Source organism: Spirosoma endophyticum, from assembly GCF_900112365.1.
In the GTDB taxonomy this organism is placed as follows: Bacteria; Bacteroidota; Bacteroidia; order Cytophagales; family Spirosomataceae; genus Spirosoma; species Spirosoma endophyticum.
Map to the genome: position 1 here is coordinate 8,256 of NZ_FOLQ01000020.1, position 11,312 is coordinate 19,567.

Annotated in this window: 11 protein-coding genes and 1 pseudogene; 10 read left to right on the plus strand and 2 right to left on the minus strand. The window is 45.7% G+C overall.

What is annotated here, in order from left to right:
• The 7 genes and pseudogenes from BM202_RS29125 to BM202_RS39115 form a co-directional block, all read left to right on the plus strand.
• On the plus strand, positions 1–1,002 hold a 1,002-nt coding region (locus BM202_RS29125; RefSeq protein ID WP_218160614.1), incomplete at its 5' end, for a T9SS type A sorting domain-containing protein.
• A gap of 360 nt (positions 1,003–1,362) precedes the next feature.
• Positions 1,363–2,247: an alpha/beta hydrolase gene (locus tag BM202_RS29130; protein ID WP_218160615.1), complete on the plus strand. Its 885-nt coding sequence runs from the start codon at positions 1,363–1,365 to the stop codon at positions 2,245–2,247.
• Between the two features lie 131 nt (positions 2,248–2,378).
• The gene (locus tag BM202_RS29135) at positions 2,379–3,371 is read left to right on the plus strand and encodes a gliding motility protein GldB-related protein (protein ID WP_093832864.1); all 993 of its coding nucleotides are present in this window, start codon (positions 2,379–2,381) and stop codon (positions 3,369–3,371) included.
• Positions 3,372–3,596: 225 nt separating this feature from the next.
• On the plus strand, positions 3,597–4,121 hold the full coding sequence (locus tag BM202_RS29140; RefSeq protein WP_093832866.1) for a DinB family protein: 525 nt from the start codon (positions 3,597–3,599) through the stop codon (positions 4,119–4,121).
• A 75-nt stretch (positions 4,122–4,196) separates the two neighbouring features.
• A pseudogene (locus tag BM202_RS29150) lies at positions 4,197–5,294 on the plus strand (IS3 family transposase).
• Positions 5,295–5,779: 485 nt separating this feature from the next.
• Positions 5,780–6,388, plus strand: a complete 609-nt coding sequence (locus BM202_RS29155) for a DUF1684 domain-containing protein (protein WP_177236721.1) — start codon at positions 5,780–5,782, stop codon at positions 6,386–6,388.
• Positions 6,389–6,476: 88 nt separating this feature from the next.
• The gene (locus tag BM202_RS39115) at positions 6,477–6,845 is read left to right on the plus strand and encodes an SdpI family protein (RefSeq protein ID WP_394333810.1); all 369 of its coding nucleotides are present in this window, start codon (positions 6,477–6,479) and stop codon (positions 6,843–6,845) included.
• A 618-nt stretch (positions 6,846–7,463) separates the two neighbouring features.
• Here the strand turns inward: BM202_RS39115 and BM202_RS29165 are convergent.
• Positions 7,464–8,438, minus strand: coding sequence for an IS110 family RNA-guided transposase (locus BM202_RS29165; protein WP_093832876.1), 975 nt, complete (start codon positions 8,436–8,438; stop codon positions 7,464–7,466).
• 252 nt (positions 8,439–8,690) lie between these two features.
• Here BM202_RS29165 and lgt point away from each other — a divergent pair, with 252 nt between their 5' ends.
• Positions 8,691–9,725, plus strand: coding sequence for a prolipoprotein diacylglyceryl transferase (lgt, locus tag BM202_RS29170; protein WP_317039725.1), 1,035 nt, complete (start codon positions 8,691–8,693; stop codon positions 9,723–9,725).
• Positions 9,726–9,861: 136 nt separating this feature from the next.
• Here lgt and BM202_RS39120 read toward each other — a convergent pair whose 3' ends face one another.
• Positions 9,862–10,041, minus strand: coding sequence for an IS3 family transposase (locus BM202_RS39120; protein WP_093832878.1), 180 nt, complete (start codon positions 10,039–10,041; stop codon positions 9,862–9,864).
• Between the two features lie 43 nt (positions 10,042–10,084).
• On the opposite strand from BM202_RS39120, the gene BM202_RS37475 reads away from it, so the two are divergent.
• Positions 10,085–10,231, plus strand: a complete 147-nt coding sequence (locus BM202_RS37475; RefSeq protein WP_177236722.1) for a hypothetical protein — start codon at positions 10,085–10,087, stop codon at positions 10,229–10,231.
• Between the two features lie 420 nt (positions 10,232–10,651).
• Positions 10,652–11,312 (plus strand): IS110 family transposase (locus BM202_RS29180; RefSeq protein WP_218160616.1); only part of this gene is annotated, 661 nt, incomplete at its 3' end.

Here is an 11,312-nt window from a genome sequence, read left to right on the forward strand (position 1 = left end):
GCGGAGTTCATGAGCTACGCGTTCAGCGTGCCCACCGCTGGCACCTACCCGCTGCATCTTTGGTACGCCAGCGGGGAAAGCCCCCAGTTTGGCATTATGGTGAACGGCGTCTTACAGACCGCGTCGGCGGTGGGCACCAACAGTTGGTCGGGGCCGTTTGTGGAGACAACGGTATCGGTCAATTTGAATGCGGGAGCTAACACGATTCAGCTGCAGGGGACCAGTGCGGGTCATGCCTTCGCGTTGGACAAGCTGTGCATCACTTCGGGGACTACCAGCACTACGGTGACAGGCAGCAATTGTGGCAACACGCCCCAGAATTATTGTTGGACGAGCGCCATCCCGGCGGGCCAAATCATGTTCAGAACAGCGGCCGTCGAGGTTGTGGCAGGACCCAAATCAGCAAATGATTCTGGCAATGCGCCGGCATCAGGGAATTGCTGGTGTATTCAACAATATGCCGGCCAACCCAATTGTTACATTTACCCCACGTCGACAAAAGATATGTTATTGCCCGTATCAAACACCCCGACGGCCACGCAGTACCGGGTAACGGTAGGCACTGGGCAAACCGGCAAAACGGCAAAACTATACGTGAATGGTACGTTGAGTTGGTCAAAGACCGTAACCGACGGGGAATTACTTTATCCCGATTTTACCAGTGTTACGGCACAGTCCCGGGTGTATTTTGTCATTGAAAGCGGTTCCGCCCGGATGGGTGAGGGGCATGTAGAAACGTCTGAAGAGACCCTGGCAACCGTCGTCTATCCTAATCCAACCGTGGATGTGGTGAAGGTGGTTTACTATCTAGCGGCGGCCGAAACCGTTCAGTATAGTTTAATCAACTCGGAAGGAAACCTGTTGCTGAACAAACTTACCAATGGCACTGCCGGACAAAACCAACTGGAGATCGATATGAAAGCGAATCCATCGGGTGTGTATTTTTTAAGGTTACAATCAACCCAAAAGAATGAAACCATAAAAGTGATCAGAGGGAAGTAACTGGCTTCAAGGGTTACCACCTTGTAAACTCATTCCGCTTATAGGGTAGTAGTAGGTTGTGTTAGCTAACTAGTTGGTCGTTTTACATGGGTTTGTGCCACATTGTTGGCACAAACCTTTTTTTTGGAACACACGTGTACACCACAGTACAACGTACATAGAAGCTATGCTGGCAACAGGGTGAAAAATTCAGAAATATATTAGGGCAAAGACGACTAATCTATTACGTAGGCTACGAATGGCAGTTGACAGTTATTAAACTTTGAGTCAAACCATCTCAGGAGGGAGGGTATCCTGAGACGATTAGTTTTACTAACTGCTCAACTTTATCCATCACGTACAGTTTGACACAACGCTGCTTTGCTTAACATCACATCAATACTATTTCGCCTTGCCGTACTGGCACTTGCACTGGGGTTTCCAGTCACGATTTTGGCTCAGACAGCTCCCCCTGAGATACCCCTTTGGCCTAAAGGTGCCCCTGGTTTTGAAGATCGTCGGAACGAACCTGAACAGGCGGAAGACTATTGGATACGCCATATCAATAATCCATCCATAACGGTTTATCTACCACCCAAAGACAAAGCGACGGGAGCTGCCGTTGTGATTTGTCCAGGTGGGGGGCATCGGGAGCTTGTGTTCAATGCCGAGGGTCGCCAGCCAGCCCAGTACCTCAATAGCCTTGGGGTAGCGGCCTTTGTGTTAAAATATCGGCTGGCCAGCGAAGTAAACTCCCCTTATTCGCTCGACAAGCACACCCGTGAGGATGCTTACCAGGCCATGCGGCTGGTTCGCAGCAAAGCTAACGAGTTTGGGATTGACCCTAACCGGCTGGGTATGCTGGGTTTCTCAGCGGGGGGTGATGTCGTAAGCCTGGTCGCTTACACACCCGGCAAAGGCCCTAGGGATGCCCCTGATCCCATTGATCGGCTGGATGGAAGGCCCTCCTTTCAGATGCTGATTTATCCCGGCCCGCTGGGCCTTCCCAAAAGTGTTCCCGCCGACGCCCCACCAGCCTTTCTGCTGGTCGCAAATGACGATATGTGGTGCTCAGAACTGGTTGTTATGTTGCTACAAAAGTATCGAGCGGCCAAAGTTCCGATAGAAGTTCATATATATGCTCAGGGTAAACATGCCTTCAATATGGGAGATCGGTCTGAGTTGAAGTCGATTAACTCCTGGCCACAACGGATGGCTGACTGGCTAAGCGACAACCACTTCTTAGAGCCTAGTACGAACCGATAAAGCTCATACATACTGACTATCTTATTACATACATATTCCATCTTCTGTGACATAAGATCATAAGACAGGATAAACGGTCCGTTGACCAACTCATCTGTAATCAATTCAACTATATGGCAATCAGTAGCCCAATGAGAAGCCTCAAAAAAGCCCTTTCTTTTCTCTGTACGATTGGTCTATTTCTGCTGATGGCCTTTCCTCTTGAAGCACAAATAAACTTGCACACAGTCGATTTGCCCAGATTCTACCAAGCCTTTGACTCTGTAATGACCACAAGGGATACCGCTAAACAGGCCACCTTCATCCAAAAGCTCTATGTCGATAAGGCCAGTCAGGGCCTAAAAGAATTTATGGAGTTGCGGGGCGGTAATACCGCTAAATGGCGATCCTTTATTGACAAAGACAAGACGGTTCTACTCGAAAAAAGATCCTGGATTTTGTCGGTATTGGATCAGGAAACGGAAATTCGAAAGCGAATCGCCGTGTTTAAACGCATCTATCCTAATTTCCGGGATGGTGACATCTACTTTTGTGTGGGCATCAATAACTCAGGGGGAACCATTGATAACCAAACCGTCTACATTGGTACCGAAGTCGCGGCCAGTAGCCAACCCAACTGGGCGGTTCCGTTGGTTTTGCACGAATTTGTACATACCCAGCAATGGACTCAACGCAATAAAGATTATATCCTCCAGAGTGCTCAGTTAGAGAAGCAATACACTGAAACCCACAAGCAGTTGTTGGGCAAATGTATTGAAGAAGGCATGGCCGATTTCATTGCGGAACTGGTTTATGAACAATCCTTAGCCACCGTAAATCCTGGTGGCCATACCGCCTTTGGATTAAAACACGAGCAGATGATTTGGGATGCTTTCAAAAAAGAGATGTACGCTGAGTTTGATTGGAAAGGGGGGTGGTTATACGGAAAGCGAGAGATTAACAGTCAGCAGGTACGGGACTTAGGCTATTTTGTGGGCTATCAAATTTGCAAGCATTATTACCAGAAAGCGTCCAATAAGCAAGCTGCTGTTCGCGACATGATCGAGTTAAATCTAACCGATGAAAATGCGAAACGCTTTTTGGCAGCCTCAGGCTATGAGCTTGCCAAAAAAGTCTCCAACTAGCGTCAAAAGTCTTTTTACGAAGACAGCCAATCCATGAACTCTCCTTAATCCCAGTTGGGAGCGATTTGTGAGCCGGTCTAGGATGACCCTATTGATAAACTCTTCACGTTTACAACTCAAAGTCTTACCCCTGAAAGGGTACACGCACTGTTATTGGGATACTTACAATAACTTAGCCCACAAGAGTGCAACAGCTTTTGCATAAGCCAAACATGTTTACGACCGATGACTGAAATCCAGATGTTGATCCATCAAACCGCCAATGCGTATCAATGGACGAATAAGCTAATTGATCCAGTGCCGCTTGAAAAGTGGAAAATCATTCCCCCCACCGTAGAATCAAGTATTGATTGGCAGCTTGGACATTTGATTATCAGTCAGTATTTCCATTCGATTATGGTCATTCGGGGGCACCAAATGGATATCCTCCACCAGCTTCCAATCCGAGAATATAGTGAGTGGTTTACCGTCTCAGGCCCTTCTCTGTCAGTGGATAAAGTAGATTCAGCTAAATTACTAGCTGACTTGCAATTCATGCAACAAAAGTCGTTGGCTGTCCTAGCGACTCTGGAGACTTCAGCACTAGATAGTCCGCTAGAACCCACCCCTACTCCTCATCCAATCGCTACCACAAAACGGGAGGCCGTTGATTGGAATATCAAGCATACCATGTATCACTGTGGTCAGCTTGGGCTCATCAAGCGAGTGGTGGATACACGCCATGATTTCGGTCTAAGATTAGCGAAGTAATGTCCTGAACCCCTAAAAGTGAGCCAGTGAAAAGTAGAGTAAAAAAACTAACTTTCACAGGTTTACAAAAGGGAAATGAATGCAGCACGATTCACTGAATCGCAGATTGTAGCGATTCTCAAACAGCAGGACAGCGGCCAAACCGTCGCTCAGATCACCCGCGAACATGGTATCAGCGAAGCCACGGCACCGGCCGCCCGGCTTTTACAATTGGCGAGCTAAATACGGTGGCATGCAGGTGTCTGAAGTGAAGCGTCTTAAAGAGCTCGAAGACGAAAATCGTCGACTCAAAAAGATGTATGCCGAGTTAAGTTTACAAAACGAAATCATCAAAGAGGCTTTGGCAAAAAAGTGGTAAGGCCCACCGAGCGTCGGAAATTAGTCAGGTGGATGGTTGATCAGAAGCAGATTAGCCAACGTAAAGCCTGTCGCTGGGTGGGTCTTAGTCGTAATGCCCTTGTCGAACCGGTCCTCATCAAAGAAAAAGATAAGGCGCTAATAAGCCAGATTGAGCAACTGGCTCGGCGGCACAAACATTGGGGCGTCCTGAAGATTTATCGCCGGTTGCGTAAACAGGGGAAGTTGGTTAACCATAAGCGAATCAGGCGCTTGTACAGAAGTTTAGGCTTAAGTTTACGGCGAAAGACCAAGAAACGGCTACCCGATTCTGCACGTAAGCCGTTGCCCAAAGCAATGACGTGTAATCAGTGCTGGTCGTTGGATTTTACTTCCGATAACTTAACGGGTGGTCGGAAGTTTCGCACCCTGAATCTCGTTGACGACTACAATCGGGAGGCTTTGGGTATTGAGGTAGATTACTCTTTACCTGCCCGCCGAGTCATCCGATTATTGGCTCAACTGGTGGAACGCTACGGTAAACCGGAACGGCTACGGAGTGATAACGGTCCTGAGTTTATTAGTCAGGCTTTGCAGGATTGGTGTAAAGATCAATCGATTGAGTTGTGCTGGATCGAACCGGGCAAACCCACCCAAAACGCTTATATTGAGCGCTTCAATGGGACTTTTCGCCGGGAGGTTTTAGATGCCCATATTTTTACGAGTATCCGCCAAGTACGTCAAACGGTGGCGGATTGGCTAGTGGAGTACAACACGGAGCGGCCTCATCAGGCTTTGAAGTTTATGACGCCCATCGAGTACCGACAGGCAGCTTAAATTCCAGTCAAAACTGGCTCACAAAACGGGGTAAGGACAGTAACCCATTTAAGAAGTAGATCTATGAGATTTCCTCCGTCTCAAACGGGAGCGTTATCTGATAATTAGAAATTTTACTAGCTTACCATTTATTTCCTGAAAAGATTAACTTATTTGTCATATTATAATCTTGAAAGGGCGGTTCCCTGCACATCCTTTCGATAAATTGAATGTTTTAAAAATGGTACTTTTCTAAGTCAAGTTGCATATGCAACGTTATGTTAAGAAACTATTCCAAGATTCAAATCTAAAATAAAGTAAGCAAAACAGGGGAAAAAAGGTGCTAAATCACAGTATGTAACTATGTAGACTAATTGCGATTTGTGGACGGAGAGAACGATGAACAGCCAGTTGGCGATCAGCAATCCCCTGCCAGTTTACAAGCTTAGTTGGCTTGACTCATCAATTAAATGTTAGCTTCATCTCCGAATCAAATCTCTTCCTTGATGAGTCGCCTTCTACTCTTGACCTCATTTTTGCTAAGCGGCCAGCTGTACGCTCAGGACACCTACGCCCACCAAATAAGCGCATACCGAGAAGAGCGAAAACTTAGTTTGTCTAAGCCAAGCCATAGCCCCCTTAAAACTCAGGAAGCACTGGCCAAGCTCCGATATTTCGCCCCCGATGCGGCTTTCCGCGTGGTCGCCACCGTGCAACTTACGCCCGAAGCAGCACCGATTGATTTAGCCTATGCTTTCGCGGGTATGCCTACGTCGCAAATGAAACCCTACGCGCTGCTATCGTTCACGCTTAAGGGAACACGCTGTCAACTAACAACCTATCAAGATATACCTAAACAGGGCCAACAGCCGGACAGTGAGTTAAACCTCTTATTTAAAGACGCTACCTCGGGTAAAGAGACCTACGGGGGTGGTCGCTCACTGGGTATTACTACAGCTGATATCAAGAACGGGCAGGTTGTACTTGATTTTAATAAAGCGCATAACTCTTGGTGCGCTTATGATCCATCGTTTTTTTGCCCTATACCCCCTAAAGCGAATTGGGTATCAATCGCTATTGAAGCTGGGGAAAAGGCTTATGGCGAGACTAACTGATTTAAAACCGATAATATATCATAAGCCTAGGTTTATATAATGCCACTTATATAACAGAAAAATGGATGCTATCAATAGTTCCAAATGGATGTTAACTATCCTCTTCATCCCTACCTCGATTCTAATATTAGCTGTGATTCTCTATTACAGACAACCTAAAGAAATAAATTTCTGGTACGGATACAGAACTGGTTTTTCAATGAAAAATAAAGACACTTGGAGTGTTGCCAATCGGATATCAGCAGTATGCCTTTTATACACTACTCTAGTCTTCGAAACCCTCTTGATACTGATTATACTAATTCTGAGGAAAGCTGGCCTTATTGAATGGTTTGGTAGTATCAAGTCGTTTTTCTTTGTTGTTGCTGGTTTTTCAACTGCACTAGTCTTAATTCCGATTATAGTCACGGAATATAAATTGACTAAGATTTTTACTTCAAATGGAGAAAGACGATAATCTAATTTTAATTCATTAACATAAAATCAGTGGCTGTTGCAAAAGTCCAGACTGGGTTAAATAACCGTTCATTATGGCCCAATCAGTGGCTAAAAAATGTCTGTTTAGCAGGCCTGTCAGTTGCAGTACCGACTTTTGCAACAGCCACATCACTTATACAACAGCTTTTACAACTAACTAACAAATAGTTGGGTCTTCTTGAGAAAGCGCGTAGCTATGAAAACCTGTTGCATTCTTTTACTCCTATTTGGTTTAGTAAGCTGTCATAAGAGTCAGGTTGAACCCCAAGAAGTGAAAGCAACCATTCTTACGTACGAACCTACGGGGTACGTCTGTACTGGCGGCTATACTATTCAGCCTGAAACTGAAGCGATCTATATGGCTCGCACAACGAACCTTCCCGCCCCTTATAACGATTTCAATACGCTTAAACTTCCAGTCTCCGTATGGATTCGTTATAAGACTCCAGAGACTCCAGTAGAAAATTGTGGGCAACCACCATTGATTCAGATAGTGTCTATGCGAGCAAGATGATTTTTTAACTATACCAAGTAGGGGCGACTGTGATATAGTAAGTAGTTTCTCAATTGAGTCACATAACATGAACTGTGTTAAAAGTCAAGCCATCGAACGTAAAATAGGCTGATAATTTGGATCATAATCTTCATTGAATTTAATCACTGCGTACGCCTGACGAAGCAGTTTGTTGACAACTGCCATTAACGCCACATTAGTCACTTTGCCCGCAGCTTTCAGCCGCTGATAACATTCGCGACACGGTTTATTATAGCGAATGGCTGACAAGCTGGCCATATATAACTGACCCCTTAGGTGAGCATCCCCAGATCGGTTGATTCCCTTGGTGATACCGACTTTCCCTGATTGATAGATAACCGGAGCCACGCCGATAAACTTAGCCAGTGCCTTAGCCGATGCAAAGTCGCGAAAGCCATTTGTCGTTTCAATCAAGGCGGTGGCGACCGCATAAGAAATACCCTTTATCGATCGTAATCGCTTGTACTGCTCAGTGAAATCAGCTTGGCATACCTGATTAACTTCAGCCTTTAGTTGGGCAATTGCTGCTTCGAAATGAGCAATCATTTGCTGCAAGCTCTGCTGAACAGTAGAGTCTTTTAGGGGTAAAGGTTGGAGTGAAGCAAACAAATTGAGTAAGGACACCCGTTGTTTTTGATACTGACGCAGGAGCGTTCGTTTCTGTCTAAGCAATAATAAACTGTCATTACTCATTTGATAAACAGGCGGTTGAATAGCTCTACCGTACTCTGCCAGTAAGACTGCGTCGCGTGGGTCAGTCTTGGTAATCGACAAATGCATTTTTGCAAAGTGGTGACTCTGCTTGGGGTTAATGACCGAGATAGTCACACCCGAATGAGTCAACATGTAAGTGACCAGGACTGAGTAAGAGCCAGTGGCTTCCAGCACGCAATGAGCCTGGTCAGGCAATTGACCTATAAGTGTACGAATACCGTCCGGAGAGTTGGTGTATTCGTCTACTTTCCAGCCAGCGTTGGGTTTTGGAACCGCCACAGAAAGACTATCTTTGGACACATCAATACCAATGAAAGTGGTCATAAAGAAGGGTGTTTACAAAGGGGAAAGAAAAAGGAATAACAGGGAGTGACGCCTTGAATTTTTTGACCCTAGCATAGCATACACGGTTTTTCACCAATTGAACTGTTCAGGCTTTAAAATTCACTAGCAGGAGTCAACACATGTTAAACAGGTTTCGCTAATAATGCCTCGGACTTGCCCTGCTAGTGGCTCAATTCACAGCGGAAGAACTGCTTTTTTGAGTATTTTTTCAACCAGTTCAAACGTACTATAATGCCACTTATACAACAAGAAAATATGCTTCAATATATCATCTGGAATGTTGATCCTGAAATCTTTCGCATTGGCTCTTTGCCCGTAAGGTGGTATGGTTTACTGTTCGCTACTGGATTCCTAATTGGCATTCAGATTATGACCCACATTTTTAAAACTGAGAAGAGGCCCCTTGCTGATACGGATTCGTTACTAATGACGGTAGTTATATCGACGATTTTAGGGGCGAGGCTAGGGCACTTTTTGTTTTATGAACCGTATATGTTCATTCAAGACCCGTTATACATCATAACGCCCCCTTTTGGTGGCCTGGCCAGTCATGGAGGGGTATTAGGCATCATAATTGGCCTTTGGCTTTACTCACGTCGTCAGTCAAGCCAAACCAGTGGCCAAACATTTTTATGGGTTAGTGATCGAATTTGCATTGTAGGGGCTCTAGCAGGAGCCTTCATTCGGTTCGGTAATCTAATGAACTCCGAAATTTTTGGTAAACCGACTGATGTACCCTGGGCTTTCGTCTTCTTGAGAGATCACGAGTTTAGCCAAGTACCTCGTCATCCTACCCAACTTTATGAATCGTTATCTTACCTTATTTTATTCATTGGGTTATTCTGGTATTGGAAAAACTACCGCAACCAAGCCGTATCGGGGACTATGTTAGGCATCTCTTTAGTTTGGATATTTGGTCTCCGCTTTTTCTGGGAATTCTTCAAAGAAAACCAAGTTACTTTTGAAGACAGTATGAGCCTTAACATGGGTCAACTCTTGAGCGTACCCGCCATTTTACTAGGGTTGATTTTACTTCTAAGAAATTTTATCAGACCGACTTCCTTAATTCCAATTGCCCTAGTGGTTCAGTCGTCGAGCCTTTGTTATCAATGTGACTACCAGTCAGCCTTACCAGACTCTAGAAAGGTCAACATGAATAAATGTGAAGTTTTGATTTCAGAAACTCATTCTCTCGAAACTAGACGTTTTCAAGTTTACATGGTGAAAACAAAAAAGCAACTTTCTAAAAGAAGTTCATTAACATAAAATGAGTTATACAACCGCTCTGGAAATAGTATAATAATTGTTCGAAAGTAAACAAGCGTATGCTACTGATTGAGTTGGACAGATATTAAAATCAGCGAAATAAGCCCTCTGGGGTGGTCCTATTTGGCCGGACACTTCACTTTTGAGAGTTTAATAGAGAAACAGTTTGATAATATTGGTTTTCAAAGTTAATCGGTGACCGATAGCCTAGCGATGAGTGCAACCTACGGACGTTATAATACCCTTCAATATAGTTAAACAACTCATGGCGGGCATCTTCTAGGCTGATAAAACAGCCGCACGGGCGGCCCCGCATCTTCCAGCAACTCGGCTTTTAAGCTGCCCCAAAAAGACTCAGCATGAGCGTTTTGGTAGGGATTATCGGTTTCTGCCATGCTCTGCCTACACTGCCATTTATCGAGCCGCTTTCGGAAATGGTGACCGAAATACTGACCACGGCACAGGCCGCCCTGCTCGGTCCGAGTGGACGATTAAACCCGGCTTAGGTTGACGTTGCTGAAGAGCCTGGTCAAAGGCCTCTACAACTAGGCTTTCCGCTCCGGCGGCCCGGTTTCATGTGCTTGTCGACCCACCAACCCACGATCCGACGAGAAAACAGCCGCGGTGGCGGACCACTCCATCCAACTGGCTAGATAAGCCCAATGTCCATCAACCAAAGGCAAATACCGGGGCCGCCCTTTAGGTTTGCGTCTTGGTAAGATTCCAAGATTTGGTAGCTTGCTAATAAGTGAACAGGGTGGGCTACCCTATGGGGCCGCAGAGTGTCAGCTCTATGCTCGGATTCAGGACCCACCCTGTTTTACTTACCCAGACTCAAATGGAAATTCGGGGATGCAGCCCCATTAGCAAGGGTTTGAGCAAGTAGGTAAGTCATTACTTGTTGGACCTCTAAATTATCATTTCTCATGACTATTCGCTATTTCATTGGTGTTGATGTTTCGAAAGCTACCCTTGACTGGGCCGTCTTTGATGGCAAAACCACGGTCTTGCAAATTCAATCGACTAACTCACCAGCAGCGATTGGGGCAACGGTCAAATTAATCAAGGCTTTGCCTGGATTTATAGGAGCGGAATCGGTCTGCTGCCTCGAACATACAGGGATTTATTGTGCTCATCTTTTATCTTCCCTTTACAAATTGAAGCTGCCGATTTGGCTGGAAAGCAGTCTTCAAATTAAGAAGGCTGGGGGCCTTCAGCGCGGTAAGAGCGACACCATTGACGCAGTCCGCATTGCCGAGTATGCCTTTCGTTTTCGAGATAAATTGTGCCTGTGGCAGCCGCCACGCCCCGTTCTGCAAAAACTGGCAGCTCTCAGTGCACTTCGTCAACGGCTTCTTCGAGTTCGCCAGCAACTTCAACAGCCTATTCAAGAACAGCAGAGCTTCGTGGAAAAGTCACTCCAAAAGCAACTGACGAAAAACTGCCTGGCCTCTTTAAAAGCCATCAATGCCGATTTGGCAAATGCCGAAAAACAAATAAATACGCTTATTCAGAGCGATGAGCGCTTGAAAGAGCTTTTCGACTGGATCACCTCCGTTCCTGGCGTGGGTGATGCCATTGCGGCTG

Coding starts and splice junctions, on each gene's coding strand:
- BM202_RS29135 (WP_093832864.1), top strand. CDS start 2,379: ATGAGAAGCCTCAAAAAAGCCCTTTCTTTTCTCTGTACGATTGGTCTA.
- BM202_RS29140 (WP_093832866.1), top strand. CDS start 3,597: ATGACTGAAATCCAGATGTTGATCCATCAAACCGCCAATGCGTATCAA.
- BM202_RS29155 (WP_177236721.1), top strand. CDS start 5,780: ATGAGTCGCCTTCTACTCTTGACCTCATTTTTGCTAAGCGGCCAGCTG.
- BM202_RS39115 (WP_394333810.1), top strand. CDS start 6,477: ATGTTAACTATCCTCTTCATCCCTACCTCGATTCTAATATTAGCTGTG.
- BM202_RS29165 (WP_093832876.1), bottom strand. CDS start 8,438: ATGACCACTTTCATTGGTATTGATGTGTCCAAAGATAGTCTTTCTGTG.
- lgt (WP_317039725.1), top strand. CDS start 8,691: ATGCCACTTATACAACAAGAAAATATGCTTCAATATATCATCTGGAAT.
- BM202_RS39120 (WP_093832878.1), bottom strand. CDS start 10,041: ATGCGGGGCCGCCCGTGCGGCTGTTTTATCAGCCTAGAAGATGCCCGC.
- BM202_RS37475 (WP_177236722.1), top strand. CDS start 10,085: ATGAGCGTTTTGGTAGGGATTATCGGTTTCTGCCATGCTCTGCCTACA.